Below are 17,046 nucleotides of genomic sequence, written 5' to 3'. Positions count from 1 at the left end.
GGCACGGCCGGCGCGCGCCGGCACCCCGGTCAGCGCAGCGTGACCGTCCGGGTGTCGGCGCGGTCGGGGTGCTCGGCCCGCTCGGCGGGCGGCAGGGCGACGAGCCCCAGCTCGGCGCGCGCCGCCAGCAGCGGATGGGTGGGCAGGACGCGCACCGTGCAGCCGAACGGCCCGGCCCGGTGCAGGGTGATGTCGCCGGTGTACGTCCAGCGGCCCGACAGGTCCGGGCCGCCCTCCGGCTTCAGGGGCACGGGCACCGGGTCGGTGAGCGTGTCGTCGCCGCCGACCCGGCCGACGACGGCCTGCACCTCCACGTCGGACGGGCCGAGGTCGCCCAGGGTGACGCGGACCCGCAGCGGGACGGACGCGCCGAGGGTGGTCGCCTCGCCGCCGGTCTCGACATGGTCGACGGCGACCCCGGGCCACTGCCCGGCCACCCGGTCGGCGAACGCCGCCAGGTCCGCCGCCGCCTCCGGCGTCAGCGCGCGGTGCGCGACGGACGCGGGGGCGTAGTAGCCGGTGATGTACTCGCGCAGCATGCGTTCCGCCAGGACGCGGGGGGCGAGCCGCTCCAGGGTGGCGCGGACCATCTCCAGCCACCGGTCGGGGAGTCCGGACCGGCCGCCGGTGCGGTCGTAGAACCGCGGCGCGACCTGCTCCTCCAGCAGTGTGTAGAGGGCGGCGGCCTCGATGGCGTCGCGGCGTTCCGGTTCGGCCGCGGCCAGGCCGTCGGCGGTGGGGATCTCCCAGCCGAAGTCCGGGTCGAACCACTCGTCCCACCAGCCGTCACGGACCGAGAGGTTGAGACAGCCGTTGAGCGCGGCCTTCATGCCGGAGGTGCCGCACGCCTCCAGGGGGCGCAGCGGGTTGTTGAGCCACACGTCGCAGCCGGCGTACAGGGCGCGCGCCATCGCCATGCCGTAGTCGGGCAGGAAGACGATGCGGTGGCGGATCGCGGGGTCGTCGGCGAAGCGGACCAGTTCCTGGATGAGGCGCTTGCCGCCCTCGTCGGCGGGGTGTGCCTTGCCGGCGACGACGATCTGCACGGGGCGGGTGGGGTGGAGGAGGAGCGAGGTGAGGCGCCGCGGGTCCTGCAGCATGAGGGTGAGGCGCTTGTAGGACGGGACGCGGCGGGCGAAGCCGATCGTGAGGACGTCCGGGTCGAGGACGTCGTCGATCCAGCCGAGTTCGGCCTGCCCGGCGCCGCGCTGGCGCCAGGAGGCGCGCAGGCGGGCGCGTACGTCGTGGACGAGCTGTTCGCGCAGGGTGCGGCGGAGTTCCCACAGTTCGGCGTCGGTGCGGGTGGTCTCCTGGGCACGCTGCGCGGCGTCCGCCGTCCAGGTGGGCGCGTGCACGCCGTTGGTGACGGACCCGATGGGGGCCTCCTCGGCGTCGAAGCCGGGCCACAGGCCGGCGAACATGCCGCGGCTGACCGTGCCGTGGAGGGCGGAGACGCCGTTGGCGCGCTGCGCGGTGCGCAGGCCGAGGACGGCCATGTTGAACTGCGGTGTCTCGCCCTCGCGGGTGAGCGAGGCGGGTTCGCGGCCGAGGGCGAGTAGCTCGGCGGTGTCGAGCCCGGCGAGTTCGGCGCCGTCGCCGAAGTGGCGGGCGACCAGTTCCTCGTCGAACCGGTCGATGCCAGCGGGAACGGGCGTGTGGGTGGTGAAGACGGTGCCGGCGCGGACGGCGCGCAGGGCGGCGGGGAACGCGACGCCGGCCTCGCCCAGCTCGCGGATCCGCTCGAAGCCGAGGAAGCCCGCGTGGCCCTCGTTCATGTGGAACACCTCGGGCGCCGCGTGGCCGGTGATCCGGCTGAACGCCCGCACCGCGCGCATGCCGCCGATGCCGAGCAGCATCTCCTGGAGCAGCCGGTGCTCGCTGCCGCCGCCGTAGAGGCGGTCGGTCACGTCGCGTTCGGCGGGCGCGTTCTCGGCTACGGCGGAGTCGAGGAGGAGCAGGGGGACGCGGCCGACGCGGACCTGCCAGATCCGCGCGGTGAGGGTGCGGCCGGCGGGGAGGGCCAGGGTGACGGCGGCGGGGCTGCCGTCGGCCTCGGTGAGGGGGGTGAGCGGCAGTTCGTGGGGGTCGATGACGGGGTAGTGCTCCTGCTGCCAGCCGTCGGGGGAAAGACTCTGGCGGAAGTAGCCGTGGCGGTAGAGGAGGCCGACGCCGATGACGGGCGCGCCGAGGTCGCTGGCGGCCTTGAGGTGGTCGCCGGCGAGGATGCCGAGGCCGCCGGAGTACTGCGGGAGGGCGGCCGTGATGCCGAACTCGGGTGAGAAGTAGGCGATGGCGCGCGGCAGGTCGCCGCCGGCGCGGGAGTCGGCCCGCTGGTACCAGCGGGGTTCGGTGAGGTAGTCGCGCAGGTCGCCGACGGCCACGCCGAGGCGGCGCAGGAAGCCGCGGTCCGCGGCGAGGGCCGCCAGCCGGTCGGCGGTGACGGTGCCGAGGAGCCGTACGGGGTCCTCGCCGGCGCTCTGCCAGGCGTCGGGATCGACGGCGCGCAGCAGCTCACGGGTCTCGGGGTGCCAGGACCAGCGGAGGTTCAGCGCCAGTTCCTGGAGGGGTCGCAGGGGTTCGGGCAGGACGGGGCGAACGGAGAAGCGACGAATGGCCTTCACGGTCCCCGACCGTAGCGGGGGCGGGGTGGGTGTGCGGGCGTTCCGGGCCGAATGGGCTGGAATCGGGCGGTAAACCACTCAGCGGGACCACCGCCGGCGCGCGGTCAGGGGGCCGCTTCCCCGTCCGCCGGGGCGTCGCCGCCGAGGAGACGGGGGGCGAGGTCGCGCACGGGCCGGACGGTGCCGGCGGCGATCTCGTCGGCGAAGTGGCAGGCCACCCGGTGGCCGGGGGCCGTCTCGGTCAGCGCGGGGCGTTCGGTGGCGCAGCGCTCGGGCTGCCGCCACGGGCAGCGGGTGTGGAAGCGGCAGCCGGCGGGCGGATCGGCCGGTGAGGGGAGGTCGCCGCGCAGAAGGATGCGTTCCCTGGCGTCCTCCAGGTCCGGGTCGGGCACGGGCACGGCGGACATGAGGGCGCGGGTGTACGGGTGGCGCGGCGCGGCGTACAGCGTGTCGCTCGGCGCCTCCTCCACGAGCGTGCCCAGGTACATGACGCCGACGCGGTCGGAGATGTGGCGGACGACGGCGAGGTCGTGGGCGATGACGAGGTAGGTGAGGTTCAGGGAGCGCTGGAGGTCCTCCAGGAGGTTCAGGACCTGCGCCTGGATGGAGACGTCGAGGGCGGAGACCGGCTCGTCGCAGATGATGAGGTCGGGTTCGAGGACGAGGGCGCGCGCGATGCCGATGCGCTGCCGCTGGCCGCCGGAGAACTCGTGGGGGTAGCGCGACAGGGCGCCCGCGGGCAGGCCCACGCGGTCCAGGATCTCGGCGCTGCGGGCGCGGCGTCCGGCCCGGTCGGTGCCGATGCCGTGGGCCGCCATGCCCTCGGCCAGGAGCGATTCGATGTTCTGGCGCGGGTCGAGGCTGCCGAGCGGGTCCTGGAAGACCATCTGGAGGCGGCGGCGCGTGCGGCGCATCTCCTCGGCGGGCAGGGCGGCGAGGTCGGTGCCGTCGAAGACGACGCGGCCCGACGTGATGTCGGTCAGCCGCAGGACGGCGCGGCCGAGCGTCGTCTTGCCGCAGCCCGACTCGCCGACCAGGCCGTAGGTGCGGCCCGCCTCGACGCCGAGGGAGACGCCGTCGACGGCGCGGACGTGGCCGACGGTGCGGTCGAAGAACGCGCCGCGCCGCACGGGGAAGTGGACCTTGACGTCGTCGAGTTCGAGCAGGCTCATCGGGAGTCCTCCGTGGCGTCGGCGGAGTTGCGCACCGGATGGACGCACCGGACGTGGTGGCCGCCGGCCGGGGCGCCCGCGCCGGCGCGGGGACGTTCGGTCAGCGGGGGCGTGCCGTCCAGGCAGTCGTCGGCGGCGAAGTCGCAGCGCGGGGCGAACGCGCAGCCGTCGCGCCAGGCCACGCGGTCGTTGACCGATCCCCGGATCGGGCGCAGGGGGTCGCCGCGGGGGGCGTCGAGCCGGGGGATGGAGTCCAGCAGGCCGTGGGTGTAGGGGTGCGCCGGGTCGGCGAAGAGGCGGCGGCGGTCGGCGGACTCGACGGCCTTGCCGGCGTACAGGACGTTCACCCGGTCGCACAGCCCGGCGACGATGCCGAGGTCGTGCGTGATCATGAGGAGCGCGGTGCCCTGGTCGTCGACGAGTTCGCGGAGGAGTTCGAGGATCTGCGCCTGGATGGTGACGTCGAGGGCGGTCGTCGGCTCGTCGGCGATCAGCAGGCGCGGCGCGCAGGCGACGGCCATGGCGATCAGGGCGCGCTGCCGCATGCCGCCGGAGAGCTGGTGCGGGTACTCCTTGAGGCGGCGCGTCGGGTCGGGGATGCCGACGCGGTCCAGCAGCCGTGCGGCCTCGGCACGGGCGGCCCCGCCGCGCAGCCCGCGGTGGCGGGTGAGGATCTCGGTGACCTGCACGCCGATGGGGACGACCGGGTTGAGGGACGACAGCGGGTCCTGGAAGATCATCGCGAGCCGGCTGCCGCGCAGGTCGCGCAGGGCGGACGGCCGCAGTGCCAGCAGGTCGACGCCCTGCTCGCCGGGTGCCGCGCCGCCCGTGTAGTACGCGGTGCCGCCGACCGTGACGCCGCGTTTCGGCAGCAGGCCCATGAGGGCGAGCGACGTGACGCTCTTGCCGCAGCCGGACTCGCCGACCAGGCCGACGACCTCGCCGGGACCGATGCTGAAGGAGACGCCCGAGACGGCGGCCGTCGCGGGACCGCCCCGGCCGGCGAACGTGACCGAGAGGTCGTCCACGGTGAGCAGGGGCATGGGCGTCAGCTCCGCAGTTTCGGGTCGAGGGCCTCGCGCATCGCCTCGCCGAGGAGGGTGAAGCCGAGGGCGGTGACGATGATGCCGAGCGCCGGGTAGACGGCCATCGCGGGCGCGGCGTCGAAGAAGCGCTGCGCCTGGGAGAGCATGACGCCCCACTCGGGCTGGGACGCGTCGGGGTTGCCGAGGCCGAGGTAGGACAGGGCCGCGGCCTCGATGATGGCGGTGGCCAGCGCGAGGGTGGTCTGCACGATGACCGGGCCGAGGGAGTTCGGCAGGACGTGCGCGAGGACGACGCGGCGCCGCCGTACGCCGAGGGCGCGCGCCGCGAGGACGTAGTCGGCGCCCGCCTGGGCGAGCATCGAGCCGCGCAGGAGCCGGGCGAACGTCGGGATCTGGACGACGCCGACGGCGATCATGACGGTCGTCAGGCTCTGTCCGAGGATCGCCGCGACGCTGACCGCGAGCAGCAGCGACGGCATCGCCAGCATGATGTCGATGAGCCGCATCAGCACCGTGTCGAGGCGCCGTCCCGCGGCGCCGCCGAACGCGAGGGCCGCGCCCGACACCCCGCCGACCAGGGCGCCGACGGCGAACCCGAGGATCGTGGAGACGACGCCGACCAGCAGCGTCTGCCGCGCGCCGACGAGCAGCCGGGAGAACAGGTCGCGGCCCAGGTGGTCGAGTCCGAGCCAGTTCCCCGAGCGCGGGCCGACGAACTCGCCCCGGTTGACGAACACCTCGTCGCGCCATGTCTGGGCGGTCGGGTCGTGCGGCGCGAGCCACGGCCCGACGACGGCGATCACGACGAACAGCGCCATGACGCCGCCGCCGATCCACGCCATCCTGCTGACGCGCAGCCGCCGCCACGCCTCCTGCCACAGACTGCCGCCGCCGGCCGGCTGCTCCGCGGCGGCCAGCTCGGCGAGCCGGTCGAGTTTCGCGGTCCTCGTGGTCATCAGTTCACCCGCACTCTCGGGTCGATGAGGCCGTAGGCGAGGTCGACCAGCAGGTTGATGGCGACGTAGAGCAGGGCGATGAAGAGGATGAAGCCCATCAGCACCGGATAGTCGCGGTTGTCGATGGCGTCGCGGATGAACGAGCCGATGCCGCCGAACGCGAACACCGACTCGGTGAGCACCGCACCGGACAGGAGGCTGCCGGTGAGCAGGCCGATCGTGGTGACGACCGGCAGCAGGGCGTTGCGCAGGACGTGCCGGGTGCGGACGACGCGGCGGCGCAGGCCCTTCGACTCGGCGGTGCGGACGTAGTCCTCGCCGAGGACGTCGAGGACGCTGGCGCGCGTGATGCGGACGACGACGGCCAGCGGGATCGACGCGAGCGCGAGGCCGGGGAGTATCAGGTGTTCGACGGCGTCCCAGGAGGCGTCCCACTCGCCGGTCAGCAGGCCGTCCAGGACGTAGAAGCCGGTGACCTCGGTCGCGTCGATGCCGGTGGACTGGCGGCCGAAGCTGGGCAGCCAGCCGAGGTTGACGGCGAAGACGGCGCGGAGGATGAAGCCGAGGAAGAAGACAGGGATGCAGATGCCGACGAGGGAGCCGGAGACGGCGGCGACATCCAGCCAGCCGCCGCGCCGGCGGGCGGCGAAGTAGCCGAGGGGTATGCCGATCACGACGGCGACGAGCAGGGCGGTGAAGGCGAGTTCGACGGTGGCGGGGAACCGCTGGGTGAACTCCTCCCACACCGGGCGGCCCGTGCGGACGGACTCGCCGAGGTCGAGCCGGAGCAGGCGCTCCATCCAGCGGCCGTACTGGACCCACACGGGGTCGTCGAGGCCGAGGGACTCCTCGATGGCGCGGCGGTCGGTCTCGGTGGCGCGTTCGCCGAGGAGCGCGGACGCGGGGCCGCCGGGCAGCTGGTGCAGCCAGGCGAAGAGGAGGACCGACAGGCCGAGCAGCGTCGGGACGAGCTGCAGGAGTCGGCGGACGATCAGTCGGAGCACCTGGGGTCGGCCTTTCGTCGTCGGTCGGTGCCGGGGCGTGCCGGTGCGCGGCCGGGCCGCCCGGCCACGGGTGTGCCGTGGCCGGGCGGGCCGCCGACGGGCGGGCGCCTACTTGAAGGTGACCTCCGCGAAGTTCTCCTGGGTGAGCGGGGAGACGGTCGGCGGGTTGACGTCGGGCGAGAACGCGATGGACGGCGGCGACGACGAGATCGGGACGCCGGGCAGGAAGTCCATGATGTAGGCGTTGAGTTCCTGGTAGAGCTGGGTGCGGGTCGCCACGTCGGGCTCGGAGGACGCCTCGGCCATCATGGTGAACAGCTCCTCGTTCTCGAAGCCCCACTCCTCGCTGTAGGCGGCGAACCAGGTGCCGAGGAAGTTGTAGGCGTCGTTGAAGTCGCCGGTCCAGCCGAGGAGGTAGACGCTGCACCCGCCGGAGCGCGTGGTCTCCTGGTAGTCCGGGTTCCACTTGAGGGGGACGGGGTTGACCGTGATGCCGGCCGCCTCCAGGTCCGCCTTCAGCAGTTCGAAGATGTCGGCGGGGGCGGGCATGTACGGGCGGGTGACCTCGGTCGGGTAGCAGAAGTCGAGGGTGAGGTCATCGGCACCGGCGTCGGCCAGCAGCTCACGGGCGAGGTCGGGGTCGTGCGCGTACGTGGTGACGTCCTCGGAGTAGCCGTCCACCGTGTCCGGGATGAACTGCGTCGCGACGACACCGCCCTCGGGGAGCTGGGTGTTGACGATGTTCTCGCGGTCGACGGCGTGCGCGATGGCGTGGCGGACGTCGGGGTCCTGGAGCGCAGGATCGTGCTCCTGGGTGATGCCGAGGTAGAGGATGTTGAAGACGTCGCGGATCGGGACCTGGAAGCCGTCGTCGGCGAGTGTCTGCACGTCGGCGGGGGCGACGAGGTCGTAGCCGTCGATGTCGCCCGCCTGGAGCGCCTGGCGGCGGGCGTCCTCCTCCGGGATGGTGCGGAACACCAGCTTCTCGACGCCGGCCTTCTCGCCCCAGTAGTCGTCGAACCGCTCCAGGGTCACCTCGCCGTTGGTCCGGTCCCACTCGGCGACGCGGAACGGGCCGGTGCCGGCGACGGTCCCGGCCTCCTGGCTGTAGTCGGGGAAGGTGATGTTCTCGCCCTCACCGCTCGGGTCGTCGGCCTCGAACGCCTCCAGGGCGGCGGGCGACTGGATCGAGAACGCCTGGAGGGAGAAGGCGCCGGGGAAGTTGGCGGAGGGCGCGGCCACCTCGATGGTGGCGGTCAGCTCGTCGGGGGCCGTGCAGCCGACGTAGGACGACTCGGGGGTGTCCTCGCTCTCGTTCTCGGCGAAGCCGCCGAAGATGGTGCGCCAGTAGTAGGAGAGCGTCGGGTTCTGGTAGGTGCCGGCCCAGTGGTACCAGCGCTCGTAGTTCTGGCAGACGACCTCGCCGGTGAGCCGTTCGCCGTCGTGGAAGGTCACGCCGTCCCGCAGGTGGAACGTCCACTCGGTGCCCTCGGGGTTGCTCTCCCAGTGCTCGGCGAGGCCGCCGACCAGCTCGGTGCCGCCGGGTTCGTGCTTCAGCAGGGCCTCGAACGCCTGGCGGGTGATGCGGAACGTCTCGCCGTCGCTGGCGAGGGCGGGGTCGAGGGAGGCCGGGTCGCCGGCCGCGCCGAAGACGAAGGTGTCGCCGCCACCGCCGTCCGACGCGTCGTCGCCGTCGTCGCGCTCGCTTGCGCACGCGGTCGCGAACAGGCCGATCGCCAGGGCCGACGCGAACATCCTCGCCGCCTTGGATCTTGCTGAGCGCATGGGTCCACCTCATGGGGTCGCGGTGGTCGGGGGCGTTCCGGTGGAACGGCACCCTACTGCCGGTACCGATGCCTGGGAAGCGCGCGTAGACCCCGAGATGGAGCTGATACATCGTCACAGCTGACGAGCAACTCCCCACCTGTTTCAGGTAGTTGACAAGATCATTGCGACGGCTTGTCCACCGCGGCGCGCGGGTCGCGCTCCCGTGACCCCCTCGTGCGCCGCACCCCGGCGCACTGCGCCGCCGGGCTCCGACGACGCCCCGCGCACGCCCGGCACCCGCCCGGCGCGCCCCCCACCGCACAGATGTGCGTCACACGCAACGCTCCCGCAACGCGCGCGACCGCCGGCGGCGGAAAACTGGTGCCGCGCCCGCTCCGCGGCGCCGCCCCGCCCGCGCGACCCGGCACCGGACCGCCGTACCGCCGGACCACTCCCCCCTCATGAGCCACAGACGTGACGACGCCCGCCGTACGTCCGAAGCTGACCGGTGTGGTCGGGCGAAGGCAGGAAAGCCTTTCCCAAGGCATAAGCGTCCCTGGCGCAGCGATGCGCCACCCCCACCCGAGTGAACGCGCAGGGGAGCGCCCATGCTCGACACCAGCCAGTCACGCGCGAAGCAGATACAAAGGACAAAACCGCCCAACACCGGGGAAATGTCCCCTGATGCCGCAATGCGTCCGCCCTCTACGCCCCCAGGTGATTTCCAGATGATCGGTCGTATCCCCGTCCTCGACGTCCAGCCGCGCGTCGACTGCGGCAGGCGCCCCGCGAAGGCGGTTCCCGGCGAGACCTTCCAGGTGAGCGCGACCGTCTTCCGGGAGGGTTCCGAGGCCGTCGGCGCGAACGTCGTGCTGCGCGATCCCAAGGGCCGTCTCGGCCCGTGGACCCCGATGCGCGAACTCGCCCCCGGCACCGACCGCTGGGGCGCTGACATCACACCCGACAGCGAGGGCCGCTGGACGTACGCGGTGGAGGCGTGGGGCGACCCGGTCACCGGCTGGCGCGGGACGGCGCGCATCAAGGTGGAGGCCGGTGTCGATGTCGAGCTGACGCTCCGCGAGGGCGCCGAACTGCACCGGCGCGCGGCGGCCGGAGTGCCCAAGAGCGAGGGGCGCGCGAGCGTCGAGGAGGCGGCGCGCGCGCTGGCGGACACGACGCTCGCGCCGGCCGACCGGCTCGCCGCCGCGTCCGCCCCGGCCGTCGTCGCGGTCCTCGACCGCTTCCCGCTGCGCGAACTCGTCACGTCCTCGCGCCCCCTGCCGCTCACCGTGGAGCGGGAACGCGCGCTGTACGGCTCGTGGTACGAGATGTTCCCGCGCTCCGAGGGCGCCAGGGTGCGCCGGGGCAGGCCGCCGATCCCGGGCACGCTGCGGACCGCGGCCGAACGCCTGCCCGCCATCGCCCGCATGGGCTTCGACGTGGTGTACCTGCCGCCGATCCACCCGATCGGCACGTCGTTCCGCAAGGGTCCCGGCGGCTCCCTCACCGCCGGGACCGACGACGTGGGCAGCCCGTGGGCGATCGGCTCGGCGGACGGCGGGCACGACGCCGTCCACCCCGACCTCGGCACCCTGGAGGACTTCGACCACTTCGTGGCGACGGCGTCCGCCCTCGGCATCGAGGTGGCGCTCGACTTCGCGCTCCAGTGCAGCCCCGACCACCCGTGGGTGAAGACCCACCCCGAGTGGTTCCGCAGGCGGGCGGACGGGACCATCGCCTACGCCGAGAACCCGCCGAAGAAGTACCAGGACATCTACCCCATCTCGTTCGAGCAGGACTTCGCGGGGCTCGTCCGGGAGACGCTGCGGCTGCTGCGCCACTGGATGGCGCACGGGGTGCGGATCTTCCGCGTGGACAACCCCCACACGAAGCCGGTGGCGTTCTGGGAGAAGGTCATCGCCGAGATCAACAGGACCGACCCCGACGTGATCTTCCTGGCCGAGGCGTTCACCCGGCCGGCGATGATGCACACCCTGGCCCGGATCGGCTTCCAGCAGTCCTACACCTACTTCACCTGGCGCAACAGCCGCCACGAGCTGACCGAGTACCTGACGGAGCTCAGCGGCGACGCGGCGGCGTACATGCGGCCGAACTTCTTCGTCAACACGCCCGACATCCTGCACGCGTACCTCCAGAACGGGGGGCGCACGGCCTTCGAGGTGCGCGCCGTGCTCGCCGCGACGCTCTCCCCGAGCTGGGGCGTGTACGCCGGCTACGAACTGTGCGAGAACACGCCGGCGGCGCACGGGAGCGAGGAGTACGCGCACTCCGAGAAGTTCGAGCTGAGGCCGCGCGACTGGGCGCGTGCCGACGAGGAGGGGCGCAGCATCACCCCGCTCATCACCGTCCTCAACGAGCTGCGGCGGCGCCACCCGGCGCTCCGGCAGTTGCGCGACCTGCACTTCCACTACTCCAACAACGAGCACATCCTGGCGTACTCCAAGCGGTCCCGGACACCGCACGCCGACTGCGTGCTGACTGTGGTCAACCTCGATCCGCACCACACCCACGAAGCGACGATCTCGTTGGATATGGCGCAACTCCAGGGGTGCGGTCTCACGCCCGCGCAGGAAGGCGGAGCCGAGCCCTTCCCGGTGTGCGACGAGCTCACCGGAGCGACCTATTACTGGGGCAGGGACAACTATGTGCGGCTTGAGCCGGGACGGAGCGGCGCGTACGCCTCGTCCGCCCACATTCTGGCCCTGCGACCGTCCTCACAGACCGGAGGGTCACCCACACCATGAGCGTCAATGAGCCGGTCCTCGACACCTTCGAGGACACGCCAGCCCGCGACCGCGACCCCGAGTGGTTCAAGCGCGCGGTCTTCTACGAGGTCCTTGTCCGATCCTTCCAGGACAGCAACGGCGACGGAGTCGGTGACCTGAAGGGGCTCACCGCCAGGCTCGACTACCTTCAGTGGCTCGGCGTGGACTGCCTCTGGCTCCCGCCCTTCTTCGCGTCCCCGCTGCGGGACGGCGGGTACGACGTCTCGGACTACACCGACGTGCTCCCCCAGTTCGGCGACCTGGCCGACTTCGTGGAGTTCGTGGACGCCGCGCACCAGCGCGGCATGCGGGTCATCATCGACTTCGTCATGAACCACACGAGCGACCAGCACCGGTGGTTCCAGGAGTCGCGCAAGGACCCGGAAGGCCCGTACGGCGACTACTACGTCTGGGCCGACGACGACAAGGGGTACGCGGACGCGCGCATCATCTTCGTCGACACCGAGTCGTCGAACTGGACGTTCGACCCGGTCCGCAAGCAGTACTTCTTCCACCGCTTCTTCTCGCACCAGCCGGACCTCAACTACGAGAACCCGGCCGTGCAGGAGGAGATCCTCTCCGCGCTGCGGTTCTGGCTGGACCTCGGCATCGACGGCTTCCGCCTCGACGCCGTGCCGTACCTCTTCGCCGAGGAGGGCACCAACTGCGAGAACCTGCCGGCGACGCACGCGTTCCTGAAGAAGGTGCGCTCCGAGATCGACGCGCACTACCCCGACACCGTCCTGCTGGCCGAGGCGAACCAGTGGCCCGAGGACGTGGTCGACTACTTCGGCGACTTCGACAAGGGCGGGGACGAGTGCCACATGGCGTTCCACTTCCCCGTCATGCCGCGCATCTTCATGGCGGTGCGCCGCGAGTCGCGCTACCCGGTCTCCGAGATCCTCGCCAAGACCCCGGCGATTCCCGCGCACGCGCAGTGGGGCATCTTCCTGCGCAACCACGACGAGCTGACCCTGGAGATGGTCACCGACGAGGAGCGCGACTACATGTACGCGGAGTACGCCAAGGACCCGCGGATGCGGGCCAACATCGGCATCCGCCGCCGTCTCGCGCCGCTGCTCGACAACGACCGCAACCAGATCGAGCTGTTCACGGCGCTCCTGCTGTCCCTGCCCGGCTCGCCGATCCTGTACTACGGCGACGAGATCGGCATGGGCGACAACATCTGGCTCGGCGACCGCGACGCCGTCCGCACCCCGATGCAGTGGACCCCGGACCGCAACGCCGGCTTCTCCTCGTGCGACCCGGGCCGGCTGTACCTGCCGACCATCATGGACCCGGTCTACGGCTACCAGGTCACCAACGTCGAGGCGGCCATGAGCTCGCCCTCGTCGCTGCTGCACTGGACGCGCCGCATGGTCGAGATCCGCAAGCAGAACAGCGCCTTCGGGCTCGGCAGTTACGTGGAGCTGCCGTCCTCCAACCCCGCGGTCCTCGCGTTCCTGCGCGAGTACGGCGACGACCTCGTCATGTGCGTCAACAACTTCTCCCGCTTCTCCCAGCCGACCGAGCTGGATCTGCGGTCGTGGGAGGGGCGGGTGCCGGTCGAGCTGATCGGCGGGGTGCGGTTCCCGCCGATCGGTGAGCTGCCGTACCTGCTGACGCTGGCGGGCCACGGCTTCTACTGGTTCCGGCTCCGCCAGGGGGCCGCCGAGCGCTAGCCCCGCGGCGCGTGCCGTGCCGCCCCGCCGCCCCGCCGGAACGGGGCGGTGGAGCGCGGGCGGCGGGGCCGCGGCGCGGGAGCAGCACAGGCTTACCCCCGGACATCCGGGGGTAAGCGTTTCTGCATCGCCGCCCAGCTCTGCCCAAGGCACTCCATCTGCGTTACGGGCCTCACCCGCTCGGTCGCTGCCTTCACGACACGTCCCACACCGCTGGGCAACGCTCACCGCAATCCGGGACACTTCGCCACATATCTCGTGCCCGGGGAAAGGACGCCATGTCGGACAGCTCCTCACCCCGGACGGTTCCGGCGCGCCTCCCGCTCGCCACCCCGCCGCAGGGCAGCGCCCTGCTGAGGTCCCTCACGGGCCTCCTCGCCCGCTGGATGCCGAGGCAGCGGTGGTTCGCGGGCAAGGGCCGTCCGCTCAGCTCGCTCACCCTCGTCTCGGCGACCGAGCTGCTGCCGTGCACCGGTGACGGCCCCACGCCGGGCCTGCTGCACCTCCTCGTCCGCACGCGCCTCGGCGGCCAGGAGGGCGCCCCGCCCCCGAGGGCGACTGCTACCAGTTGCTCCTCGGCGTACGGCCGGTCCTGCCCCCGTCGCTCGGCCCGGCCCTGGTCGGCCGCCCCGCCGACGGGCCGCTGCGCGGCCGCGCCGTCTACGAGGCCCTGCACGATCCCCGCCTCGCGGGGCTGCTGCTGGAGCGGCTGCGTGCCCCCGGACGGCTGGGCGGCCTCACGTTCGCCCGCGCGCCCGGCTCCGTGATCCCCTCCGGCGCGTCGGCGCGGGTGCTGACCGGCGAGCAGTCGAACACGTCCGTCGTCTACGGCGACAGCCACATCCTGAAGCTGTTCCGGCGGGTCTCCCCCGGCGTCAACCCGGACCTCGAACTGCCGCTCGCCCTCGCCGAGGCGGGGTGCGACCGGGTGCCGCCGCCCGCCGCGTGGTTCGAGGCGGCACCGCCGGCGCCCGCGCCGCCCGGGCACCCCTCGTCCGCGTCACAGCCCGCGGGCCGGGAGGAGCCGGTGACGCTCGGGGTGCTCGCGCCGTTCCTGTCCAAGGCCACCGACGGCTGGCAGCTCGCCGTCCAGTCCCTCGCGAGCCGCACCGACTTCACCGGCTCGGCGCGCGACCTGGGCCGTGCCACCGCCGAGGTCCACACGGCCCTCGCCACCGCCCTGCCGACCGCCGAACTGCGGGGCGAGCGCCTGGAGCAGATCGCGGCGGGGATGGCCGGCCGGCTCGACGACGTGGCGGACGCCGTGCCCGCCCTGCGCCCCCACCGCGCGGGCCTGCGGCGGTCGTTCGACGCCGTGGCGGCCTGGGCCCGGCGCGGCGGCACGTGCGTCGCGCAGCGGCTCCACGGCGATCTGCACCTGGGGCAGGTCCTGTGCGCGCCCGGCGAGGACACCTGGACGCTGATCGACTTCGAGGGCGAACCGGCCCGCCCGCTGGCCGACCGGCGGCGGCCGGGCCCCGTGGTGCGGGACATCGCGGGGATGCTCAGATCGTTCGACTACGCCGCCTGCCAGCACCGCGCCGGCGGCGCCTGGGTGGACGCCTGGTCGCGCGCCAACCGGGCCGCCTACTGCGCGGGTTACGCCGACGCGTCGGGCCAGGACCCGATGGGCCAGCTCGACCTGCTGCGCGCCTACGAGGCGGACAAGGCCGTCTACGAGGTGCTGTACGAGGCACGGCACCGCCCGGCGTGGCTGCATGTGCCGATGGCGGCGGTGCGGCGGCTCGCCGCCGCACCGGACTGACCGCGCCCCGCACCCCCGTACCGCGCGTGCCCGCGTCCGTGGCGGCGCCGTGCACCGATCGAAGAGGAGAGAGCCTGTGCCTTCCGCCGTGCTGTCCGCCGAGGACCGGAACCGACTGCTCTCCGGCGCCCACCACGATCCGCACGCCCTGCTCGGCGCCCACCCCGAGCCCGGGCGGGGCGTACGGGTCCGGGTGCTGCGCCCCGGGGCGCGCGAGGTCACCGTGCTCGGGACGCGCCTCGCGCCGGAGGGCGACGGGCTCTTCTCCGGGCTGCTGCCGGCCGCGGCGGCCGGGCCGGGCGGCGGGGTCCCGGCGTACGAGCTGGAGGTGACGTACGGGGACGGCGACACCCGCGTCGCGCACGACCCGTACCGCTTCCTGCCCGCGCTCGGCGACTACGACCTGCACCTTTTCGCCGAGGGGCGGCACGAGCGCCTGTGGGACGCGCTCGGGGCGCGCGTGCTCACACACCAGGGCGTGCGCGGGACCAGGTTCACCGTGTGGGCGCCGAACGCCCGGGGCGTGCGCGTCGCGGGCGACTTCAACGGCTGGGACGGCGGCGCGTATCCGATGCGGTCGCTCGGTTCGTGCGGCGTGTGGGAGCTGTTCCTGCCGGGGGTGGGCGCCGGGGCGCTGTACAAGTTCGACATCTGCGGGCAGGACGGGCGGCACGAGCTGCGCGCCGACCCGATGGCGCGCCGTACCGAGTGCCCGCCGGCGACGGCGTCGGTCGTGGAGGAGAGCGGCTACACCTGGGGCGACGACGCGTGGATGGCGGCGCGGGCCGGGCGCAGGCCGCACGAGGAGCCGATGTCGGTGTACGAGCTGCACCTCGCGTCGTGGCGCCCCGGGCTCACCTACCGGCAGCTCGCCGACGAACTGCCGGCGTACGTCGCCGACCTCGGGTTCACGCACGTCGAGCTGATGCCGCCGGCGGAGCACCCGTTCGGCGGCTCGTGGGGCTACCAGGTCACCGGCTACTACGCGCCGACCGCGCGGCTCGGCACGCCCGACGACTTCCGCCACCTGGTGGACGCGCTGCACCGGGCGGGGATCGCCGTCCTGATCGACTGGGTGCCCGGGCACTTCCCGAAGGACGAGTGGGCGCTGGCGCGGTTCGACGGGACGCCGTGCTACGAGCACCCGGACCCGCGCCGCGCCGAGCATCCGGACTGGGGCACCCTCGAGTTCGACTTCGGGCGCCGCGAGGTGCGGAACTTCCTCGTCGCCAACGCGGTGTACTGGTGCGAGGAGTTCCACGTGGACGGGCTGCGCGTGGACGCGGTCGCCTCGATGCTGTACCTCGACTACTCGCGCCCCGAGGGCCAGTGGGTGCCCAACGAGCACGGCGGCCGGGAGAACTGGGACGCGGTCGCGTTCCTGCAGGAGATGAACGCCACCGTCTACCGGCGCTGCCCCGGCGTCATCACGGTCGCCGAGGAGTCCACGGCCTGGGACGGCGTGACCCGGCCGACCGACGCGGGCGGCCTCGGTTTCGGCTTCAAGTGGAACATGGGCTGGATGCACGACTCCCTCGTGTACATGGCGAAGGACCCGGTACACCGGGCGTACCACCACGGCGACATGACGTTCTCCATGGTGTACGCGTACTCCGAGAACTACGTCCTGCCCATCTCGCACGACGAGGTGGTGCACGGCAAGGGCGCGCTGGTGTCGAAGATGCCGGGCGACTGGTGGCAGCAGCGGGCGAACCAGCGGGCGTACCTCGGCTTCATGTGGTCCCACCCGGGCAAGCAACTGCTCTTCATGGGGCAGGAGTTCGCGCAGGGCGCGGAGTGGTCGGAGAGCGAGGGGCCGCAGTGGTGGGTGCTGGACGACCAGTGGCCGGCCGCCGAGGACCACCGGGGCGTGCGGCGGCTGGTGCGCGCCCTCAACACGCTGTACGCCGCGACGCCCGCGCTGTGGGAGCGGGACACGGACCCGTCCGGCTTCCGCTGGCTGCTGCCGGACGCGGCGCACGACAACGTGCTGGCGTACGAGCGGTTCGCGGCGGACGGCACGCCGCTGCTCGTGGCGTGCAACTTCTCGCCGGTCGTCCGCCACGGCTACCGGCTGTACCCCGGCGGTCCCGTGCCCGGCTGGACGGAGGTGCTGAACACGGACGACCTCGCCTACGGGGGGAGCGGCGTGACGAACCCGGACACGCGGAAACCCGACCCGTCGGGCGCCCTGGCGCTGACGCTGCCGCCGCTGGCAACGGTATGGCTGCGGCCGGCGTGAGGCGG

The 17,046-nt window shown here is 73.0% G+C and carries 9 protein-coding genes and 1 pseudogene; 4 read left to right on the top strand and 6 right to left on the bottom strand.

Features of this window, described 5'->3' with window-relative positions; translation table 11 throughout:
• Positions 1–29: 29 nt before the first annotated feature.
• The 6 genes from glgP to EMA09_RS21330 form a co-directional block, all read right to left on the bottom strand.
• Positions 30–2,621 (bottom strand): alpha-glucan family phosphorylase, encoded by a 2,592-nt coding sequence (gene glgP, locus EMA09_RS21355; RefSeq protein WP_129842599.1) that lies wholly within the window; start codon positions 2,619–2,621, stop codon positions 30–32.
• 104 nt (positions 2,622–2,725) lie between these two features.
• The gene (locus EMA09_RS21350) at positions 2,726–3,793 is read right to left on the bottom strand and encodes an oligopeptide/dipeptide ABC transporter ATP-binding protein (protein ID WP_129842598.1); all 1,068 of its coding nucleotides are present in this window, start codon (positions 3,791–3,793) and stop codon (positions 2,726–2,728) included.
• Positions 3,790–4,836, bottom strand: a complete 1,047-nt coding sequence (locus tag EMA09_RS21345) for an ABC transporter ATP-binding protein (protein WP_129842597.1) — start codon at positions 4,834–4,836, stop codon at positions 3,790–3,792. The genes EMA09_RS21350 and EMA09_RS21345 overlap by 4 nt, the downstream gene beginning before the upstream one ends.
• A 5-nt stretch (positions 4,837–4,841) precedes the next feature.
• On the bottom strand, positions 4,842–5,795 hold the full coding sequence (locus tag EMA09_RS21340; RefSeq protein WP_129842596.1) for an ABC transporter permease: 954 nt from the start codon (positions 5,793–5,795) through the stop codon (positions 4,842–4,844).
• Positions 5,795–6,799, bottom strand: coding sequence for an ABC transporter permease (locus EMA09_RS21335; protein ID WP_129842595.1), 1,005 nt, complete (start codon positions 6,797–6,799; stop codon positions 5,795–5,797). Before EMA09_RS21335 ends, EMA09_RS21340 begins: the two co-directional genes overlap by 1 nt.
• 108 nt (positions 6,800–6,907) lie before the next feature.
• Positions 6,908–8,584 (bottom strand): ABC transporter substrate-binding protein, encoded by a 1,677-nt coding sequence (locus EMA09_RS21330; protein ID WP_129842594.1) that lies wholly within the window; start codon positions 8,582–8,584, stop codon positions 6,908–6,910.
• Positions 8,585–9,294: 710 nt separating this feature from the next.
• Between EMA09_RS21330 and EMA09_RS21325 the strand changes: the two genes are divergently transcribed.
• The 4 genes and pseudogenes from EMA09_RS21325 (at position 9,295) to glgB (ending at position 17,041) form a co-directional block, all read left to right on the top strand.
• A complete protein-coding gene (locus EMA09_RS21325) occupies positions 9,295–11,331 on the top strand; it encodes an alpha-1,4-glucan--maltose-1-phosphate maltosyltransferase (protein ID WP_129842593.1) in 2,037 nt (678 codons plus the stop codon).
• Positions 11,328–13,034, top strand: a complete 1,707-nt coding sequence (gene treS / locus EMA09_RS21320) for a maltose alpha-D-glucosyltransferase (RefSeq protein ID WP_129842592.1) — start codon at positions 11,328–11,330, stop codon at positions 13,032–13,034. Before EMA09_RS21325 ends, treS begins: the two co-directional genes overlap by 4 nt.
• A 278-nt stretch (positions 13,035–13,312) precedes the next feature.
• Positions 13,313–14,799, top strand: a pseudogene (locus EMA09_RS21315) (maltokinase).
• A gap of 76 nt (positions 14,800–14,875) precedes the next feature.
• Positions 14,876–17,041, top strand: a complete 2,166-nt coding sequence (gene glgB, locus EMA09_RS21310) for a 1,4-alpha-glucan branching enzyme (protein WP_240796501.1) — start codon at positions 14,876–14,878, stop codon at positions 17,039–17,041.
• Positions 17,042–17,046: the final 5 nt, after the last annotated feature.

Source organism: Streptomyces sp. RFCAC02 (assembly GCF_004193175.1).
Lineage (GTDB): Bacteria > Actinomycetota > Actinomycetes > Streptomycetales > Streptomycetaceae > Streptomyces.
Note: the sequence above shows the minus strand (reverse complement) of the source record. Positions and strands in the feature narration are given on the sequence as shown.